The sequence below is a fragment of the Corynebacterium yonathiae genome (assembly GCF_027570195.1).
Taxonomy (GTDB): domain Bacteria; phylum Actinomycetota; class Actinomycetes; order Mycobacteriales; family Mycobacteriaceae; genus Corynebacterium; species Corynebacterium yonathiae.
Window position 1 is genome coordinate 134,615 of sequence record NZ_JAKMUZ010000002.1, and the last position, 20,171, is coordinate 154,785.

At 57.5% G+C, this 20,171-nt stretch carries 15 protein-coding genes; 6 read left to right on the forward strand and 9 right to left on the reverse strand.

The genetic code is table 11. The features are described 5' to 3' along the window. Positions 1-7: 7 nt before the first annotated feature. The gene (locus tag L8V22_RS01605) at positions 8-973 is read right to left on the reverse strand and encodes a 1-phosphofructokinase family hexose kinase (protein WP_238799804.1); all 966 of its coding nucleotides are present in this window, start codon (positions 971-973) and stop codon (positions 8-10) included. Positions 974-1,169: 196 nt separating this feature from the next. Between L8V22_RS01605 and ptsP the strand changes: the two genes are divergently transcribed. Next, positions 1,170-2,858, forward strand: a complete 1,689-nt coding sequence (gene ptsP, locus L8V22_RS01610) for a phosphoenolpyruvate--protein phosphotransferase (RefSeq protein WP_238799806.1) — start codon at positions 1,170-1,172, stop codon at positions 2,856-2,858. Between the two features lie 22 nt (positions 2,859-2,880). Here ptsP and L8V22_RS01615 read toward each other — a convergent pair whose 3' ends face one another. Both L8V22_RS01615 and lexA read right to left on the reverse strand, forming a co-directional pair. Next, on the reverse strand, positions 2,881-3,663 hold the full coding sequence (locus L8V22_RS01615) for a DeoR/GlpR family DNA-binding transcription regulator (protein WP_238799808.1): 783 nt from the start codon (positions 3,661-3,663) through the stop codon (positions 2,881-2,883). 352 nt (positions 3,664-4,015) lie between these two features. Beyond that, complete coding sequence (lexA, locus tag L8V22_RS01620) at positions 4,016-4,720, reverse strand: transcriptional repressor LexA (protein WP_238799810.1); 705 nt, start codon at positions 4,718-4,720, stop codon at positions 4,016-4,018. A gap of 728 nt (positions 4,721-5,448) precedes the next feature. On the opposite strand from lexA, the gene nrdR reads away from it, so the two are divergent. Further along, complete coding sequence (gene nrdR, locus L8V22_RS01625) at positions 5,449-5,907, forward strand: transcriptional regulator NrdR (protein ID WP_238799815.1); 459 nt, start codon at positions 5,449-5,451, stop codon at positions 5,905-5,907. Here nrdR and hrpA read toward each other — a convergent pair. Beyond that, positions 5,904-9,791 (reverse strand): ATP-dependent RNA helicase HrpA, encoded by a 3,888-nt coding sequence (gene hrpA / locus L8V22_RS01630; RefSeq protein WP_238799832.1) that lies wholly within the window; start codon positions 9,789-9,791, stop codon positions 5,904-5,906. The two genes, nrdR and hrpA, sit on opposite strands and share 4 nt — an antisense overlap. A gap of 106 nt (positions 9,792-9,897) precedes the next feature. On the opposite strand from hrpA, the gene L8V22_RS01635 reads away from it, so the two are divergent. Continuing rightward, positions 9,898-10,806, forward strand: coding sequence for a hypothetical protein (locus tag L8V22_RS01635; RefSeq protein WP_238799834.1), 909 nt, complete (start codon positions 9,898-9,900; stop codon positions 10,804-10,806). Positions 10,807-10,894: 88 nt separating this feature from the next. On the opposite strand, the gene L8V22_RS01640 is transcribed toward L8V22_RS01635, so the two are convergent. Continuing rightward, the gene (locus tag L8V22_RS01640) at positions 10,895-11,839 is read right to left on the reverse strand and encodes a hydrogen peroxide-inducible genes activator (protein WP_238799836.1); all 945 of its coding nucleotides are present in this window, start codon (positions 11,837-11,839) and stop codon (positions 10,895-10,897) included. A gap of 160 nt (positions 11,840-11,999) precedes the next feature. On the opposite strand from L8V22_RS01640, the gene L8V22_RS01645 reads away from it, so the two are divergent. Beyond that, positions 12,000-12,593 carry a peroxiredoxin gene (locus tag L8V22_RS01645; protein ID WP_238799840.1) on the forward strand — a complete coding sequence of 198 codons (594 nt, stop codon included), beginning with the start codon at positions 12,000-12,002 and terminating at the stop codon, positions 12,591-12,593. Between the two features lie 97 nt (positions 12,594-12,690). Then, positions 12,691-13,215: an alkylhydroperoxidase, AhpD family gene (gene ahpD / locus L8V22_RS01650; protein ID WP_238799841.1), complete on the forward strand. Its 525-nt coding sequence runs from the start codon at positions 12,691-12,693 to the stop codon at positions 13,213-13,215. 88 nt (positions 13,216-13,303) lie between these two features. Here ahpD and L8V22_RS01655 read toward each other — a convergent pair whose 3' ends face one another. Together L8V22_RS01655 and L8V22_RS01660 are read right to left on the reverse strand one after the other, a co-directional pair. After that, the gene (locus L8V22_RS01655; RefSeq protein WP_238799844.1) at positions 13,304-15,847 is read right to left on the reverse strand and encodes a DEAD/DEAH box helicase; all 2,544 of its coding nucleotides are present in this window, start codon (positions 15,845-15,847) and stop codon (positions 13,304-13,306) included. A 34-nt stretch (positions 15,848-15,881) separates the two neighbouring features. Next, positions 15,882-16,946, reverse strand: a complete 1,065-nt coding sequence (locus L8V22_RS01660; protein WP_238799845.1) for a proteasome assembly chaperone family protein — start codon at positions 16,944-16,946, stop codon at positions 15,882-15,884. A gap of 242 nt (positions 16,947-17,188) precedes the next feature. Between L8V22_RS01660 and L8V22_RS01665 the strand changes: the two genes are divergently transcribed. Then, positions 17,189-18,274, forward strand: coding sequence for a DUF4192 domain-containing protein (locus L8V22_RS01665; protein ID WP_238799848.1), 1,086 nt, complete (start codon positions 17,189-17,191; stop codon positions 18,272-18,274). A 12-nt stretch (positions 18,275-18,286) separates the two neighbouring features. Here the strand turns inward: L8V22_RS01665 and galE are convergent, their stop codons facing one another. Next, positions 18,287-19,273 (reverse strand): UDP-glucose 4-epimerase GalE, encoded by a 987-nt coding sequence (gene galE / locus L8V22_RS01670; RefSeq protein WP_238799854.1) that lies wholly within the window; start codon positions 19,271-19,273, stop codon positions 18,287-18,289. Positions 19,274-19,275: 2 nt separating this feature from the next. After that, complete coding sequence (locus tag L8V22_RS01675) at positions 19,276-19,953, reverse strand: metal-dependent transcriptional regulator (protein WP_238799855.1); 678 nt, start codon at positions 19,951-19,953, stop codon at positions 19,276-19,278. Between the last annotated feature and the right edge of the window lie 218 nt (positions 19,954-20,171).

Sequence of the window (20,171 nt, forward strand, 5' to 3'; positions counted from 1 at the left end):
GCACTCCTTAGGCAAGCGAGTTTACAGGGGTATGTGCGATATCAAGTTCTTCTGGGCGGGGGAATTGGGTACCCTGCTTGGATGCAGCAGCGGTTCCGTAGGCCACCGATTGCGCGAGGCTATCGGCCGGTGACTTTCCGGCGGTGTGGCCGAGAAGGTATCCAGCGAGTGCAGCGTCCCCAGCGCCCACGGTGGACTTCACGGTGGCCGGTGGGGGAGTTGCAGCCCAAGCGCCGTCGTCATTTACTAGGACTGCGCCGGCGCCGCCGAGTGTGACAAGTACCTCGGCTATGCCCTGCTTGACGACGTCGCGAGCCGCGCGAACCACCCCCGAATAATCGCCGCTGGCAGCTTGTTCCTCCAATTCGCGCCCGTCCGTGCCCGTGAGTTGGCCGAGTTCTAGGCCGTTGGGCTTAATGAGATCCGGAGCGGCGGACTGGAGATTTTTGCCGATAGCTTGCATCGGGGCATCGGAAGTATCAACGGCAATGCGGGCCTGTGGTGCGGCTGCGCGGACTGCGGAGATGAGGTCGCAATACCAATCGGTGCCTACGCCACGCGGCAGCGAACCGGCGAGAACCACCCAATCGGCCGCAAGGGCGCGGGCAGTGAGTTCGGAGGTAATTGCCTTGGAGTCGGCGTCGGAAAGCACGGGGCCTGGACCATTGACCTTGGTGGTGGTGCCGTTAGGTTCGGTGATGGTGGTGTTGACGCGAATGGGGCCGTTCATAGTAATAGAGGAGGTGGGGAGCCCAGCTGTGTGGATAAGGTTCAGAAAAGAATCTGAGTCGTGGGCTGGGAAAATCGCCAAGGTGGGCACGCCGGCCAAGTGTACGGCGTGGGTGACGTTGACGCCCTTGCCACCAGCAACCTGTGTGACTTCGCTAGCGCGGTGGACATCACCGCTGGTAAGTGGCTCGCTGAGTACAAGGGTGGCGTCGATACTGGGATTCGGGGTCAGCGTAAGAATCAAGTCGTCCCTTTCGCAGGTTGTATATTGGGGCCGAACGCCGTTGGAGGGGAACCTTTTGGGTGTGGCCCGCCCTTAATGTTGATTCTTGTCCGATTGTGCCCGAAAGTCAACAGGATTCCTGTGGTATACATTGCTTTTCTATCCGATTTGTGATGTTCTGGAACATAAAACTGCTATCTTCGAAGGAAGTACGCTCATGGAAAACGCGTCTGAGTCCACAATCAAAGGCACCGGTGTCGTTGCCGGAGTCGCCTACGCCGAAGCCGTGTGGGTCCGCCCTCGTCCCGCCCTGCCCACCGAGGGCAGTATCGACCCAGAGCAAGCGAGTGAATCTGAATATGACCGCTTCCTTGCTGCCGTAGATACGGTCGCTGGCCGCCTAGAGCAGCGCGCGGCTGCCGCGGAAGGCCAGGCAGCGGAAGTTCTGACCGCAACGGCAGGTATGGTCAAGGACCGCGGTTGGCACAAGGCAGTGCGCAAGAATATCCGCACCGGAAGGAATGCAGAGTTCGCTACTGTCGGCGCCACCGATAAGTTTGTCACCATGTTCGAGGCGGCCGGCGGAGTGATGGCAGAGCGCACCACCGATTTGAAGGATGTGCGCGACCGTGTCATCGCAGAACTACGCGGTGAAGACGAGCCGGGCCTGCCGCTGGTAGATGGCGAGGCTGTTTTGTTCGCGGATGACTTGGCACCAGCCGATACCGCAACGCTGGATACCAAGCACATCAAGGCCCTGGTAACCGAGCTGGGTGGTCCTACAAGCCATACGGCCATCATCGCGCGTCAGCTTGACATCCCGTGCATCGTGGCGGTCGGCTCTGCGCTGGCCGAGATCGAAGGCGGCACGCTGGTATTCGTCGATGGCGCAGTGGGCACCGTGACCTCTGGAGCCGACGAAGAGACCTCCACCAAGGCCGTTGCCGAGTATCGTGAGCGTGCAGCACGCGTGGCCCAGTGGCGCGGTCCGGCCGAAACTAAGGACGGCCACCGCGTGCAGCTGCTCGCCAACGTCGCTGATGGCAACGCCGCCCGAATCGCTTCGGAGTCTCAAGCAGAAGGCATCGGCCTGTACCGCACGGAATTGTCGTTCCTCTCGGCAAATGAAGAGCCCAGCGTAGACGAGCAGGCGAAGATATACGGCAAGGTCTTTAGCGCCTTCCCTGAGTCGAAGGTTGTTGTGCGCACGTTGGACGCAGGCTCCGATAAGCCAATCTCTTATGCCACGCTAAGCTCTGAGGAAAACCCAGCCTTGGGTGTTCGCGGTCTGCGCATTGCGCGCGATAACGAGGCGTTGCTTACCCGCCAGCTGGACGCCATTGCGCAGGCGGCCGCGGGCCGCGATGACGCCGCCTCTACGTGGGTTATGGCACCAATGGTGGCGACCTCCACCGAGGCGCAGTGGTTTGCCAACCTCTGCCGTGAGCGTGGCCTGACCGCCGGCGCCATGATTGAGGTCCCAGCTGCAGCGCTTATGGCAGATAAGATCATGCCGCATCTTGACTTCGTGTCCATCGGTACCAATGACCTCACTCAGTACACGATGGCTGCAGACCGTCTGTCTCCGCAATTGGCTTACTTGACCGACCCATGGCAGCCGGCCGTGCTGCGTCTTATCCAGCACACTTGCATTGTGGGGCAAGCCAACAATGTTGCGGTGGGCGTATGCGGCGAAGCAGCAGCTGACCCGATGTTGGCGTGTGTGCTTACCGGACTGGGCGTGAACTCGCTGTCTGCAGCCTCTACTGCCGTAGCGGGCGTAGGTGCGCAGCTGGCAGAAGTCACTCTGGAGCAGTGCCAGCAGCTAGCCGAGGTGGCTTTGGATGCGGAGAGTCCTGATGCTGCCCGCACCGCAGTAGTAGAGCGCATGGAATCCTTCGCCTAGACCAAGGCGAAGGATCGGGGGACTATTCGCCGGCGAGCACGACCTCAATTTCGCGCTCGCGCAGCGCCTCCACAAAGGAATCGGGGGCGGCAGTGTCAGTAATGACGACGTCGATATCTGCAGCAGGGGCAAAGCTCACTAGGTAGTCGTTGCCCAGCTTGCTGGAATCGCACATCACCACAACTTTGTGTGCGTTGGTAACAAAGGCGGACTTGATGGCTGCCTCTTGGGAGTCGGCCGTCGACAAGCCGTGATCTAGGGTGAGAGCATTGGTACCAATGAATGCGACGTCGGCACGCATCAGCGCCAGCGTGCGCAGCGCGGTATTGCCAACAACAGCTTGGGTGATCGCGCGGACCGTACCGCCAAGCAGCTGGACATCGGGCACCCCATTGCCTGCTAGGGATAAAGCAATGGGCAAACTATTGGAGACAATATTGAATTGTGCCTGAGGATATTGCTGCCCAATGAGCTCTGCGAACGCATTAATGGTGGTGCCCGCGTCAAGGAAAATGCTGCCGCCTCCCTGTGGCAGATAATCAAGCGCTGCTCGGGCGATGGCCGCTTTCGCGCCGGAGGCGGAGCGCTGTCGAGTATCCAGGGTAAGTTCCGCAGTCTGAAAGGACTGGGAAGCCACGGCGCCGCCGTGCACGCGATGGACGACGCCCTCGCGGTCTAGTACCGCAAGATCTCGTCGAATGGTCTCGGCTGTGACTTCAAAGCGCTCTGACAGTTCGGTGACATTGACGCGGCCTTCGACGGCTGTAAGGGACGCAATTTGTCGACGCCGTTCTTCTGCGTACATGATTCCTCCTAGGGCTTAGAGTCATCGCGGTATGGGGGTAAAAGTCTCCCCATTTGGTGGAAATGAAAATCCAGCGATGTTGTTTTACTTAGCCCATTGTCTCAAAATTCGGGAGTAACCGGACTAAAGCAGAAATTTGCACGGCTCTAACTAGGCTGCGAAACCGGAAAATGGCTGGTAGAGGCAAAAGTGGGAAAGTGGGAGTTTTGTCTCTTGCGCTGCCCGAGTTCGAAATAGTGCCAAAATGGGGGTGCTACATATGCTGGCGCGCCAATGGATAATGGGCATAGATAATCCCCGCAAAACCTGGTGTGGCTTTTGCGGGGATGGAAAGTGGGAGTTGGGAAAACTCCTAAAGCTTGCGGAATACGGATACGACCTTGCCCATAATCTCGGCATCATCGCCGTTAATGGGCGAGTAAGCATCGTTGTGTGGAAGCAGCCATACTCCCGAGGAATCGCGGTGGAATTCCTTGACTGTGGCTTCGGAACCATCAAGTAGTGCGGCGACGAACTCGCCCTCTTCAGCAACCGACTGGGAGCGAATAATCACCCAGTCGCCGTCAAGAATTCCGGCATCCCGCATCGAATCGCCGACCACCTGCAGCATATATAAATCGCCGCCGCCAACGACCTCGTCAGGCATAGGGAAGTAGGTGTCGACGTTCTCCTCGGCAGTAATGGGGGCTCCTGCAGCGATACGACCGACTACAGGGATATAAGAAACAGCACCTGCTGCCTCAGGAACCTGTGTTTCGGGCTTAGTCGGTTTGCGGCCCGGCTTCTTAGCGCCATCATCCGTATTGAGGTGACGAACGTCTACAGCGCGTGGTTTATTGGGGTCTCGCCGCAAAAACCCCTTCTCTTCCAGTTGCTTTAGCTGATAGGCGACCGAGGATGTTGACTGTAGTCCTGCTGCATCACCGATCTCGCGAATGCTAGGCGGATAGCCGCGCAGCATGACGGCATCACTGATGACATTCAGAATTCGCCGTTGACGTTCGGAGAGGGAAGCGTAATCGGATTTCTCGGTGGTCTTCTTTGGCTTGCGGCCCATTGCTGGCTCCTAGAAAAGGGGTTGGGTGGCTTCTTTGATGGTCAGTTGGCTGGTGGCATAGAAATCGCCTCACGTCATTTGTAGCACGAAAAGTACAAATGTTCGAGATTTACAGATTGGGGTGGACAAGTTTTCGAAGCGGTGCTATAAATCGAACATACCAACTAAATCGAACATTATGGCGACTGTGTTTCGGTCTGTGTCGGGCGGAATGCCTACGTTGAACTCGGTCGACGAAAGGAAAGTCATGTCTCTGCTAACCAATTCTCGCAATTACCTGGTTAATCGTAGCTCTGTAGAACCTTTAGTGGTTCCTTCCGCGTCTGTCTGGGATGTAGAGGGAGGTGACCGTAGGCCTACTCGTGGCGAAGTTAACTCGCGATACGTTCGAACTCTCCGGGTGGAACCTCGAGCGACATGCCGTTCGAACCGAGTGGTGGGTATGGGCCCTGAAAAACCTGCGAGAGAGATTCACGGTGATATTCACAAGTCGAACACAGGTAACTACGCCTTGGGTGCAGTATTTGGTATTGCAGTCTTTTTGGGCACGTTGTTGGGTGGATTAGCGGGGTCGGAAGAAGATGGCGCACCGCAACAGCCGGTTTCTGAAGTGCGACAAGTCGAGACTGCGGTTTCGGGCTAGATAGGTCAGCGAGCCAGGCCCGGTGGTCGCCCAGAACCGAAGGTGAGTAAACTACTGGCGTAACGATGTCAGTGAAAGGACCACTGTGTATTGCCCCTTTTGCCATAATGAGCAATCCCGCGTCATCGATTCTCGCGTGGTCGATGCTGGAGCGTCGATTCGCCGCCGGCGCGAGTGTGCTTCGTGCAGGGGTCGCTTTACTACAGTTGAAAAGGCCGTCCTGCTTGTGGTGAAGCGAAACGGTCTGGCGGAGCCTTTTAGTAGAGATAAATTGATTCGCGGTGTACGCCGAGCCTGTCAGGGGCGGGACGTTAGCGATGATGCCCTGAAGAAGTTGGCGCAAGAAGTGGAGGAGACAGTGCGCAGCCACGGTTCCTCACAGGTCAACGCCAATGAGATTGGCTTGGCGATTTTGGAACCGTTGCGCGACCTTGATGAGGTGGCTTACCTGCGCTTCGCTTCCGTGTATAAATCATTTGAAAGCGCTGACGATTTTGAATCTGAGATCCGCCTCATGCGTAGGCGCGACCGCGAGGATTTCTAGCGCAGTTTGTCCACCGCCTTTTGTATGCGACGGAGAGAAACTGCGTGAGCTGTGCCGAGCCGTTGAGCGAACAGGGAAACCCGAAGTTCTTCTATCATCCAGCGTATGTCTTTGACCTCACGGGTCTTTTCGCGTCCCGCCGGGAGGTTACGTAAACGGTTGGCGAGGTAGGCCTTAGCGTTATCTACCTCGGCTTGGCGGTCTGCGTCGCGGTCCGGATCCAGGTTCATGTCTTCGAGGCGAATGCGCATCGCTTGGATATATCGGGGGAGATGACGCAGGTGGGATATGCCATGGACCGTGATGGCATTAGGGGGCAGGAGGAAATCTAGTTGCTTGAGCATGTCATCGATGGCTGGGCCATCCCAGTGGGCGAGTTCTGCCCGCAGATTGGAGTACTCAGCGAGACCTGGGGCGATGGCTACTACCGCTTGGCGCACGCGGCCTGGAACTTGGGGCTTGACGGTGTCCTTGAGCTTTTGGAACGCGGAAGGAGTGCGGACCGGTCCGCCGGCTTCTAGCATTAGGTCGCGAATGGCTGCGACGCGGGCGTCATTGACCAAGCCATCGGCGCCGCCGTGGGGATAGGAGTCGACGGCAACACGTTGTTGCAGCGGCAGGCCCTTGACCATTTGTGCAGTATTGACCGCAACGTCGCGCATAAGGAGGGTGAGCGTGGTGGTGACCATGGCGGCATCTGCGGCCGCCTTGGTGGGATGTACCTTGAGCTCGACGCCATCCTTTGTGGCGACGAGGGCGGGGTAAGCCGTGACTTCGTGGCCGTCGACAGTGGTCGTGACCGTGTCATCGATGGCACCTAGAGTATCGTCGGTCCACTCGCTGACAGCGGTGGACTCAGCGGTACGGGAGACGCGGGACACGGAGGACTTGATGTGCCCGGCCTGACGACGGATGAGCCCTGCGAGGTCACGGTCCGAGTCGACTATTTTGCCGCGTTTGTCGATGGCACCGTAGTTCATCCGCAAGTGTGCCGGCAGCTTGTGGGGCTGGAAGTCGGTAGCGTTGATGCCTTGGCCGCCGAGCTCGCGGAGGACGTCGGCAAGCTGCTGGGTAATGGAGCCTTCATAGGGAATGAGGCGATCGATGGCACGCTCGGCGAATTCGGGCGCGGGAACAACAGTGCGGCGCAGGGCCTTAGGCAGGCTGCGGATGAGCTCGGTTACGAGCTCGAGACGCAGGCCAGGGACGAGCCAGTCGAAGCCTTCAGTGTCCAAGCCGGCGAGCATGGGGATGGGGACCATAAGGGTGACACCATCGAGTGGATCGCCGGGTTCAAACTTATAGGTTAGTTCGTAGTCGATGGATCCCTTGCGCCAGTGGTCCGGGAAGGCTTCTTCGGTCACCTCATGGGAGTCATCGATGAGCTTTTCCGGATCAAAATCCAGCAAATCAGGGTTGCGACGGCGTTCCTTTTTCCACCAAGAGTCGAAATATCGGCCGGTGGTTACCTTCGCTGGGATGCGCTGGTCATAGAAATCAAAGAGGGTGTCTTCGTCTACGATAAGGCCGCGTCGGCGTGCCTTTTCTTCGTATGCGGCGGCGTCGTCAAGCGCTTGGGCATTGGTTTTGAAGAAGGCGTGGTGCGTATTCCAATCGCCGACTATGAGGGCGTTGCGGATGAACATATCGCGCGCGGCGGTGGGATCGACGCGGTGGTAGGGCACGGTGCGGTCGGCCACGATGGGCACACCGTAGAGTGTGGATTTCTGGTGTGCGATGGCAGCAGCGCGTTTGCGGGACCAAGTGGGCTCGGAATAATTGTGCTTGAGCAGGTCTGCGCCGAGCTTTTCTACCCAGGCGGGATCGATAGCGGCGACATCGCGTGCCCAGAGGCGGGATGTTTCCACCAGCTCGGCAGCCATGAGGAACTCTGGCGGCTTTTTGGCCAGCGCGGAGCCGGGAAATACCAGGAATCGGGTATTGCGTGCGCCTTGGAATTCTTTGGAATTGCCGTCGCGAGCGCCGATATTGGATAACAGACCCGATAGGAGCGACATGTGAATATCATCGGAGCGGCGCTCGGTGCCTTCTTGGTAGGTCCAGCCTAGCTGCTTGGCGACGTCCTTGAGTTGGCGTACCAAGTCGAACCACTCGCGGATGCGCATGTAGTGGAGGAATTCCTGCTTCATGCGCTTGCGGAATTTATTGCCGGATTGCTCGTTGCGGGTTTGCTTGATGTAGTCCCAAAGCTTGAGCATAGACAAGAAATCCGAGGTCTTGTCTTTGAATCGGGCGTGGGCTTGGTCGGCCTGTGCTTGGAAGTCGAGAGGGCGCTCGCGTACATCCTGAATGGTCATGGCGGCGACGATCACCATGACGTCATCGAGGCATCCGTTGGTATTGGCTTCAATGAGCATGCGTGCCATGCGGGGATCTAGTGGAATGCGGGCGAGGTCGCGGCCAGTGGCGGTCAGTGCAGGCTTATCGTGCTTGTCGTGGAGAGCCCCTAACTCGTGGAGAAGGGTGAGACCATCGCGGATCGCCTTGTGCTCGGGTGGCTGGATGAAGGGGAATTGTTCGATATCACCTAGCTTGAGAGAGACCATTTGCAAGATGACGCTGGCGAGGTTGGTGCGCAGGATTTCTGGGTCGGTGAATTCGGGGCGGCTTTCAAAGTCCTGTTCGCTATAAAGTCGGATGGCGATTCCGTCGGCCACACGGCCGCAGCGGCCGGAGCGTTGGTTAGCGGATGCCTGAGAGATGGGCTCAATTGGCAGGCGCTGGACCTTGGTGCGCGTGGAATACCGCGAGATGCGGGCGGTACCGGTATCAACAACATAGCGGATGCCAGGCACGGTAAGCGAGGTTTCCGCAATATTGGTGGCCAGCACAATGCGGCGGCCACGGTGCTCGCTGAATACTCGGTGCTGTTCTTGGTTGGACAGCCGGCCAAAGAGGGGAGTGACTTCGACGTTTTTCCATTTCTTGCCTTCGATGGCTTCCATGGCATCGCGAATATCCCGCTCGCCAGGGAAGAAACAGAGGATATCGCCGTCGCCTTCGCGCATGAGCTCTTCGATGGCCTCAGTCAAACCGTCGAGCGGATCCTGGTCCACGATCTTCCCACCGGCTTCAAATTCGAGGGGACGGTAGCGGATTTCAACGGGGTAGGTGCGGCCGGAGACTTCGATGATGGGGGCGGGCTTGCCGTCGGCGTCGGCAAAGTGAGCGGCGAAGCTTTCTGGATCAATGGTCGCGGAGGTAATGATCACCTTGAGATCTGGGCGCTTGGGCAAAAGCCGCTTCAGATAGCCGAGCAGAAAGTCGATATTAAGTGAGCGCTCGTGGGCCTCATCGATGATGATGGTGTCGTATTTATTGAGGAAGCGATCACGCTGCATCTCGGCAAGCAGGATGCCATCGGTCATGAGCTTAACCGCGGTGGTCTCAGAGACGCGGTCATCAAAGCGGATGGCGTAGCCGACGGATTCGCCAATCTTTTGATCCATCTCGGAGGCGATGCGTTCGGCCACGGTGCGCGCTGCAATGCGGCGCGGCTGGGTGTGGCCGATTAATCCGCGGCGGCCGCGGCCCAAATCCAGACAAATTTTTGGGATCTGGGTGGTCTTACCCGAACCGGTCTCACCGGCGATAATGACAACCTGGTTATCCCGGATGGCCGCGGCAATATCGTCTCTGCGGGACGTGACGGGGAGGGAGTCGGGGTAGGTGATGGCGGGAACGGCGGCGTCGGTAAGTGCGACTCGCTCGGCCGCAGCACGGATATCAGCGCCGATTTCTTGCAACGCCTTAGGGGCGCGGGCTTTTTTCAAGCGGCGTCGGAAGGAGCGAGCTTCAGCGAGAGTGACATTGTCGAGTGCAGCGAAAAGTTCATCGCGGGAAGGGGTTTCATTCATAGTCATGACTAGGCACAGAGTTTACCTGCCCGCCAGAAATGAGGAAAAAGTTGTTAAAGTGGCAATACTTATTCATGCACTGATTGGCATTCCTTAAGGAGGGACCCCGGTTATGACGAACCCGTATTCGGGCGGAAATGATGATTTTCCGCGCTATGAACCGACAGATCACCCCGAAGACCGACCCAACTATGGCCAGCTTCCGTCTTATGACGGCAGCCATGAAGAAAACACCCAGGGCTATGCGGGCTACCAAGCAGGCCAGCGTCCTTATACCGGTAAGGTCTCTGCAGTAGACGCCGTTTCTTGGGCGTTTAGGACCGTCTTTGGCAATTGGAAGCTGTGGATCTTGGGAGCCCTAGCGCTTTTTGCTCTAAGCATTGTTCTTGTTGTGGTTGCAGCTGGCATCAATGCTGCGGGCGACTCCGGCACGGGTCAGGCAACCGCGGGCTCTTTGGTCTCTCAACTCATTTCGACTGTCCTAAGCCTTGTTTTGTCGCTGGTAGTTATGCGCCTGGCGCTTTTCCAGATTGATGACTCTCGCACCGGTTGGGGCTATCTTTTTAAGAACGTGCGCTGGTGGCAGCCGCTGGTCATCATGCTCGTCATCGGGGCGGTGTCGATGTTCATTGCATTCTCTGTAGTAGGTGGAACCGTCACTGGGCTGCTTGGTGACGCCGAGAATCTCACGGAGGAAGAAGCAACTGCGGCAGTATTAAGCGTCATGGGCATCATGGGCGTACTTTTGGTTATCAGCTTCTTTATTCAGCCGCTCTTCTCGCTAATGCAATGGTTCGCCGCCGACGGCGATAGCGTTGGTGACGCCGTGAAGAATGGCTTTCAGGCAGGTAAGAACAACTACGGTCAAATGTTGCTGCTCGCAATTTTGAACTTTTTCATCATTATCGGCGGCTTCTTGCTTCTGGGTATCGGCCTCATCGTGGCTTATCCGGTTACGCTCTTGGCGCAGGCGCATATGTTCCGCCAGTGCGCCGAGCGCAATACGATCCCGCAGGTATAGCACTAGATAGGTAAAGGCCACCGTTCCCTTTATGGGGCGGTGGCCTTTGGCGTGCTTGGCGACGTCGCAGCGCTCTTGGCCGGCGCGCCTACTGCTGAGAGCGTTCCAACGCCTTGTCGTAGGCGGAGGTGATAAGCGTGCCAAATTCGCGGAATTCCTCGCTGCGGGCAGCGGAGGAGCGGAATACGAGTCCGACCTCGCGCTCGGCTGTGACGTCGGGGGCGAAGTGGGCTATGGCGACATCCTTGCCATGGCATTCGGTGGCTAGGGCAGACTCGGGGACAAGGGTGCAGCCCAGCCCGCCCATGACCAGCTGCATGATGGTGGTTAGGGAGGAAGCGCGGGTAACAGAATTGGTGGCCTCGGCCGGGTTGATATTGGCATGACGGCAGAGATCGACGACCTGATCGCGCAAGCAGTGGCCGTCGTCAAGCAAGAGCAAATCTAGGTCCTTAAGCTCTGCGAGCTGGACATCTTCGCGGCCGGCGATGGGGTGATCGGGAGGGCAGACGATGGAGAATTTCTCCGTGTACAGCGGGCTATCTACCATGCCGGTGGCCTCTGAAGGAAGGGCCATGATGGCAAGGTCCAAGTTGCCGTTGCGCAGGCGGGTAATGAGGTGCTGGGTTTGCTCTTCTACAAAGCGAGGCTCGAGATCCGGGTAGGCCTCCACAAGCATAGAGAGAAGATCGGGGAGAATGTAGGGGGCGATGGTGGGGATAACGCCGATGGTTAGCGGTCCGGCAAGGGTGCCGTTGGCGCCGCGGGCGTGGGCCAGGAAGGTATCGGCAGCCTCGAGGGTGGCCTTGGCATAGGGAAGGAGAGTCTCACCGGCCGAGGTGACGATGACTTTGCGGGTGGAGCGCTCGATGAGCTGCAGGCCTAGACCCTGTTCGAGGGCAACGAGGCCCTGGGAAAGGGAGGGCTGGGAAATCTCTAGTTTGGCGGCCGCTGTACCGAAGTGCTTGTTTTCCGCAACGGTGACAAAGGTGCGCAGCTGAGCAAGTGTAGGGCGATACTCTTTATTATGCATGCCTATCACTCTAACACCTACCTATAGGATTTACTATTGACGCGAGCGGAAAAGATGGTATAACTGATCGTGTTGGGCCGGACACGGTCCGGCCCCGCTGCTTGCACGCCAAGCGGCAGGAAACTTAGAGGAAAAGCCTTTGCTTAAGGAGTTGAAGACTATGCCTATTATGACCGTCGGCGAGAAGTTCCCAGAGTTCAACCTCACCGCCCTGACCGGTGGCGATCTGCACGACGTCAATGCTAACCAGCCGGAGGATTACTTCGAGCAGGTTTCCCTGGATAAGTACGAGGGCAAGTGGAAGGTCGTCTTCTTCTACCCGAAGGACTTCACCTTCGTCTGCCCGACCGAGATCGCTGCCTTTGGCAAGCTGGACGAGGAATTCCAGGACCGCGATACCCAGATTCTTGGCGGTTCCACCGATAACGAGTTCGCTCACTTCAACTGGCGCGCAACCCACCCAGAACTGAAGGAAGTTCCATTCCCAATGTTCTCCGACGTGCGCCACGACCTCATCCGCGCACTGGGTGTAGAAAACGCTGATGGCGTTGCTGACCGCGCTACCTTCATTATCGACCCGGATGGCGTTATCCAGTTCGTGTCCGTTACCCCGGATGCCGTTGGCCGTAACGTAGACGAGGTGCTGCGTGTGCTCGACGCCCTGCAGTCTGAAGAGGTCTGCGCTTGCAACTGGGAGAAGAACGACCCCACCAAGAACATTAATAAGATGGACGTCGTTCAGTCCGCTCTCTAAGTCTCGCTGAGATGCAGGTTTACCCCGCTTTCGTGGCGGGGTTTCCTTTTAAATCCAGCGCAGAAAATTCCTATCAAAACCTCGAAGGAGAAAAGCTATGTCTATTGATAATCTGAAGTCTTCCCTGCCGGAGTACGCTAAGGACCAGAAGCTCAACTTGGGTGCCTTGACCCGCTCTAAGGACCTCGATGAGGAGCAGCTCTGGGGTTGCCTGCTGGCGTCTGCTGCCGCAACCCGCAATGACACCGTGCTGTCTGAAATCGCCGAGGAAGCTAAGGAACATCTCTCCGAGGAAGCTATCGAGGCAGCCTATGGTGTAGCTACTGTTATGGCGATGAACAACGTTGCCTACCGCGCTAAGGGCTGGTTGGGTGATGATTACGCACAGGTGAAGTTCGGCCTGCGTATGAATATCATCTCCAAGCCAGGGGTAGACAAGGCTAATTTCGAGCTGTGGAACACCGCAGTCTCCGCCATCAACGGCTGTGAGCATTGCCTGGGTGCCCACGCTCACGAGCTCAATGAAGCCGGCCTGAGCAAGGAGCAGGTCTGGGAGGCCGTCAAGGTCGCAGCCGTTGTTCAGGCTGTGGCACAGGCGATCCAGATTGAGGCTGCACGCTAAAATCCTCAGCTTATAGCCGCCCTCGCGCTTGCCGATGCCCCTCATTCCGGGGCCGCGGCAGCCAGGGCGGTTTTGTCGTATCCGTTGGCTAGTACTCCACGCTTAAGTCCGCTAGGCGGACTTCACCAGCCTCGTCGGAGGCATCGAGATCCACCGTAGCGACAAACTGGTAGGCGTGGTCGTCGGCCGGATCCTTGATGATCTGGCGCACGGACCAGACTCGCGAGTCAGTATCGGTCAGGCGGAAGAACTCGGGCCCGCGAGCCGCAGGGCCGGAATCGATATCGTCGTACTCATCGAAGTAGTCATCCAAGATGGCGCCGAAGTCCGGTACCTCGTCCAGATAGTCGAGCAGTTCCGCCAAGCGGTCTTCCTTTTCTAGCGCGAAGAGCTGCACCAACCGGAACATGTAATTGCGCACCATAATGGTAAAAGCACGACGATTGGCGGTGAGGGCGGTGGGATCCTCCACGCCAAAAGCAAGCTCGCGATCCACCGTGTCTTGGTCAATGGGGGAGTCTTCGCCTGCCATCTGCGCCCATTCGTCGACAAGCGAGGAATCTACCTGGCGGATGAGCTCGCCCAACCAGACCACGATGTCCTCGAGCTCTGGGGTGTTGTACTCGTCCGGAATAGACTGCTTAAGGGTACGCCAGGCGTCGGTCAGGTAACGCAAGATCACGCCCTCGGAGCGGGCCAAACCGTACGTGGCGACCAAATCCGAGAAGGTCATAGCGTTTTCGAGCATGTCGCGCACGACGGATTTGGGCCGCAGCTCGAATTCCTTTACCCACGCATTGGTCTCAGCAAAGGTATCGTAGGCCTGCTCTAAAAGCTCCTCGAGTGGCTTCGGCCAGGTGATATCCTCCACGATATTCATGCGGTCTGTGTAGTCCACCCCGTCCGCCTTCAGCGCGGCAATCTCTTCGCCGCGGCGTTGCTTCTGCTGGGCGATGAGCACCTGGCGCGGATCATCCAAAATGGATTCGAATACAGAAATAACGTCGAGATTATAGGTCTCTGCTTCCGGATCTAGCAGCGAGAGTGCGGCCAAGGCGAATGGCCCCAGCGGCTGGTTGAGCGCAAAATCGCGGGGCAGCTCTCGCACTAGGTGGTAAGGGCGGCCGTAGATATCCAACCCTTTGGTGGATTTTTGCACGACTCCTGAGTCCAACAGCCCGCGGAAGAGATCCAGAGCAGTGAGAATGTCCTTATTCTGCTTGCTGCGATTATCGTGATTGTCCCGCAGCAGGTGGCGCATGTGCTCATAGCCATTGCCATGTCGTGCCAATACATTAAGCAGCATCGAGTTAGAAACGCGGAATTGGGAGGTCAGCTGCTCGGGTTCAGCTTCAGTAAGTCGCGCGAAGGTCTTTTCGGACCACGAAACCTCGCCTTCTCGTGCGGACTTCTTCTTCAGCTTCTTAAGCCTTTTGGGGTCGTCGCCGATCCGGCGGCGCTCTTTGGCATTTTCAATCTCGTGCTCGGGAGCCTCGACCACAACAGTGCCCTCGGTGTCATAGCCCGCGCGGCCAGCACGCCCCGCAATCTGGTGGAACTCGCGCGATTTCAGGATGCGCTGGCGCTGACCATCGAACTTGGCAAGCCCAGTCATGAGAACGGTGCGGATGGGAACATTAATACCTACGCCCAGGGTATCGGTGCCGCAGATGACCTTGAGCAGTCCCTTTTGCGCTAGGCGCTCTACAAGGCGGCGATACTTGGGGAGCATGCCCGCGTGGTGGATGCCGATTCCTTTGCGAAGGAGCTTGGAAAGATCCCTACCAAAAGCAGTGGTGAAGCGGAAACCACCTATTTCCTGGGCAATGGTCTCTTTTTCTTCTTTGGTAATAATCCCTGAAAGGGAGGTGAGCGCTTGGGCGCGCTCAGCTGCCTCGCGCTGGGAAAAGTGCACCACATAAATGGGAGCCTTCTTATCGGCCAAGAGCTCTTCAATGGTCTCGTGCACCGCACTAAAAACATAGGAAAAGTCCAACGGCACGGGGCGGGTCGTGCCGGCAACGAGGTCGGTGGCACGACCGGTGCGACGAGTGAGGTCTTCTTCCAACCACGTGGTATCGCCCAGAGTGGCGGACATGAGTAGGAACTGCGCCTTGGATAGCTCTAGAAGCGGCACCTGCCAGGCCCACCCGCGGTCTGGCTCGGAGTAGTAGTGGAACTCGTCCATTACCACCTGATCGATATTGGCCTCAGCGCCATCACGAAGAGCTATATTGGCCACGATCTCGGCCGTCGCGGCGATGATGGGAGCGTTGCCGTTGACGGTGGCATCGCCAGTCATCATGCCCACATTTTCGGCGCCGAAAATATCGCAAAGGGCAAAGAACTTCTCGCTCACTAGTGCCTTAATCGGAGCGGTATAAAAGCTGCGCTGGCCGCGGGCCAAGGCAATGAAGTGCGCAGCATTAGCCACCATAGATTTTCCGGAGCCAGTAGGCGTGGCGAGGATGACATTATCGCCGGCCAAGATGCCGAGCGAGGCTTCTTCCTGAGCCGGATACAAACTAATGCCCCGGCCGGTGGTCCACGAGGTAAAGGTATCCCAAATCGCCTCGTCCACGAGGGATTCGGGTACTTCCGTTAAATCTGGCAGCAGCTGAGATAAGTTCACCCCCACCACCTTAGCGGCGATGGGGGTGGGTTAGTTAGATATCGTCACCTAAGTCGCCCTCACCCTGAGCAGGATCGGGGCCATCCTCGCCATCGTCGTCCTGTGAGTACTCATCCTCGGCGGAATCTTCGCGGTCATCGATCTCGGTATTGATGATCTGCTGGCTTTCTTCTTTATCCAAAGAGGCCAAGAAGGCTTGGAATTCTTCGCTGATTTCTTCGCCGGTAGGCACGGCTTCCTCGCCTGGCATGATCGCCTGCGGGTGCTCTCTGCGGTAGCGCTCCATATATGCGTCATACTGCTGTTCGAGCTGCTGCACCACGCCCTCGATTTCTTCCGAGCCACCAACTTGTTCTTCCAATTGGTTTTCCACCCGGGATATATCCGCCTCGATGCTACCCAAAGGAATATTGAGGCGTGCCGCCCGAGCCACCGAATCAAGCAACTGGAACGTAGCCTGTGGATAGGGCGAAGCCGCTAGGTAGTGCGGTACGTGGACGGTATAGCCAGCCACGGTGCGGTCCTTATCGGCCAGTGCCTTTTCCAAATAAAGCGCAGCAGAGCCAGGGACCATCATGGTGGAATCCATCGATAACATGTGCTCGGTTAGGCGAGAGGACGTACCATGCGCCGTGACCACCGTGGGGCGGGTATGTGGCACGGGCATCGGCGCAGCATAGAGCATGATGGTGTCCTCGATGTTGAACTTTTCCACCAGCTTAACCACAGCCGTAGTAAATGCCTCCCAGCGCATATCCGGCTCCGGGCCAGATAGAAGGAGGAAGGTTTTGCCGGAGTTATCCCGCAGGACCTTAATACCGAGGTCCATCGACTCGATTTCTAACGCCCGATCCTTGTCAATCGTGATGGCGGGGCGACGTGAGCGGTAATCAATAAGTTCATCAGAGTTAAATGACGCCAATTGGCGGCCTTCCAAGGCGGCCTTGAGATGGTCCGCACTTGCCTCGATGGCCTGGCCAGCGTCAGCATAACCGTGCATGGCAACAATCATGGTAGGGCCTTGTCCGTCACCGGAATCATCCCTAATCACCGGAGCCGGGTACTCCAGCTCATACATGCGGCGATCTTCTTCGTGCATGTTGTGTTACCTCCTTGCATTCTTACCTAACCCAACACCGCGGGCGTCCTCATTATTCCCGCCCGCGCTGCGAGGTTAAATAAACAATTGTGCCCCAAACTGTCGCGCATTGCCAGCGCAATCCCGGCCGGGGTGTGGACAAGCCGCTTTCCGACGCCCCCTTTACCCACCTATCCACAGAACACCACGGTCGCTCGTGCTCTGGCCTATACAAGCCTGCATGCGTAGCAGAAGCTGGGGCCATGAACATTACAACACCAACGCAGCCCATCCGTACGCCCGGCGATATCCTCGCCAATATTCCAGGAATCCTCGGATTCTTTCCCTCCGAATCAGTCATCCTCATCTCCATCCAGCCCAGCCCCCATGGATATAGCATTGGACCAGTAGCCCGCCTCAACTTGAACGATATCCCCGACGCCTTGCACGAAGTGATGGATGCATTTCATTGCGGAAACCCCGAAATCATCTTCTGCTTCGTCCTCTCACAGCGTAAAGAAGAAGAGCTTTGGGATATTTTTCACTCCCTTTACCGCTTTCAAGACCGCTCAGGACTGGGCATCGATGCCTGTTGGCTGGCCGAAGAACTATCAACTGATACCGCATATGACCTCATTTTTGGCCACGCCACCGAAAGCGGTGAAGGCCCGCTGCAGAATTGGATGGAAGGTACCATTCCAGCCATCTCGACGAGCCACTCGATGCGCGCCTGCGTAGAAAATGGCCTGCTCCCAGAACTTAATCGCAAAGACTTGGTCCGGCGCTTTAAAGACCCGAACCCGTACTTCGGGGAGGAAGAAATCGGTTCCATGGAACGCTGCGCTAAAGAGATAGCCGGACAGCTGCGTGCCGGGCACGGATACGGAACTACAGATCCAGTGCAATTGGTCAAGCACCTCATTTCCGATGTCCGCTATGTGCTCAGCGAGGTCGAATCGCTGGAGGAGACCTTGGAAAATGAAGAGTTGCTGTGCGTAGCAGCCATGTGGATGTCTACCACGTGGACCCGTGACCTAGTCATTGCTGAGCTAGTGTCCGCACCGCAGGAAGCGGGAGACCTCCTTTTAGCGGTGGCGCGTACTTTTCAAGGGCCCATCCGCTATAACGCCCTTGCCTTGTATGCGGCTAGCCAGGTATCCCATGAATTTGGAATTTATGCCGGTCCTGCACTTTCCGTGGTAGTAGAAGAGGCGCCCCATCACAATTTGGGGCGCCTCATAGCGCAGGGATATCGCAGCGGAATGGGACAGCGGCTAGTCTCCAGCCTGTGTCACGGTTGCGAGCTAGCGCGCGAAGCGGCGGGCCTTCCAGTCTCTAGCTCTGCTTAGAAACCGCGGCGTCTAGGACTGCTGTGCGGAATGTGCCTTATCGCCTAGCTGTCGGGTGAAATTCCATGCGTCGGTGACGATGGTTTCCAAGTCCGTGCGGGTGGGGTTCCACCCTAGCTCCCGCTTGATCTTCTCAGAGGAAGCAATGAGTGTGGCTGGGTCGCCTGCGCGGCGCGGAGCCACCTCGGCAGGGATTTCGTGGCCGGTGACCTTGCGGCACATCTCAATGACCTGCTTGACGGAGTACCCGTCACCAGAACCTAGGTTGTAAATGCGGTGCTTACCTGAATGATTGGATTCAAGAGCAAGCACGTGGGCATCGGCGAGGTCGCGAATATGGATATAGTCTCGGACTGGAGTGCCATCTGCGGTATCCCAGTCATCACCGAACATGAAGATCTTATCGCGGTGGCCTAATGCCACCTGCAGCACGATGGGGATGAGGTGGGTTTCTATCTCGCGGTTTTCACCGATATTCCCGTAGGCACCGGCCACGTTGAAGTAGCGCAGGGAAGTAGCGCCCAATCCATAAGCGTGGGCGAAAGAGGTGATCATGTAATCGATGGCCAGCTTGGTGGCACCATAAGGATTGGTGGGCTGGGTCGGCATCTCCTCCGTAATCGGCACCTGGTCAGGCTCACCATAGGTTGCAGCGGTGGAGGAGAAAACGAGGTTTTTAACATCGTTATCCCGCATGGCGTTGAGCAGCGTCAGAGTCGTTACGACGTTGTGCTGCCAGTACTCACCCGGCTTTTCCACGGATTCGCCCACTAAAGAGCGCGCGGCGAAGTGAATAACGCCCTCGAAGCCACCTTCTCCTAGGACTTCGGCGGCCTTGTCCGCCACGTCGCCTTCGACGATGCGGGCGTCCCCAGGGACGGCTTCCCGGTTGCCGGTGGAAAAATTATCAATGATGGTTACGTCATGGCCTTGCTCGACTAGTACTGCGGCACAGACGCTGCCGACATATCCGGCGCCACCGGTGACAAGAAGTTTCACGGTTATACCTCCACGCGCACTGCGTGCGCCAAATCGTCCGAAAGCACTACGCTGCCGCCTTCCGGTGTCGACAAGGTAATTGTGCCGCTGTTATTGACTACCGTCACCTTGGCGCCCACGCGAATGCCAGCATCGGTGAGTTCCTGGAAGGTTCCATCATCAACCTGCAAGATTTCATTGACTTGAATGACGGTGGCAGCAACCTGCTCGCCATTGGGGAGATCGACCGCGCGCGTGCCTTGGTCAGGCTGCGGAGCATCGAAACCAAGTGCAGACAGCGCCGGAATAGGATTACCAAATGGCGACCGAGTCGGATCATCGAGAACAGCCACCATGCGCTTTTCTACCTCTTCGCTCATCACGTGCTCCCACCGGCAGGCTTCGTCGTGGACCTTGGCAATGTCGAGCCCGAGGACGTCGGTAAGCAAACGCTCTGCCAAACGGTGCTTGCGCATGACTGCGGTAGCCAAGCCACGGCCCTTGTCTGTGAGATCCAAGCTGCGGTCGGTGCGCACGTGCAAAAGGCCATCGCGTTCCATTCGAGCCACAGTTTGAGAAACCGTTGGCCCAGACTGCTCCAAACGCTCCGCAATGCGAGCGCGCAGGGGAGTAATGCCTTCTTCCTCTAGCTCGTAGATGGTGCGTAGATACATCTCCGTTGTATCAACTAGGTCCCTCACGTGGGCATACCTTTCTGTGTGAATACAGTTTCGCGGCAAACTTCCCGACCAAGGACGGGAAAGCGCTTTCTAGACTCTGCAGTCCAGATTAGCCTACCTAAGTCTTTGCTCGCCGTGTCGAACTCTGCCGCTGCCTTTCTAACGCCAAACCCCGAGTCCATAGCCGCATTGTGCCGAATGGACTCGGGGAGAGGGTCTAGCCGCGGAAAGCGGCCAAC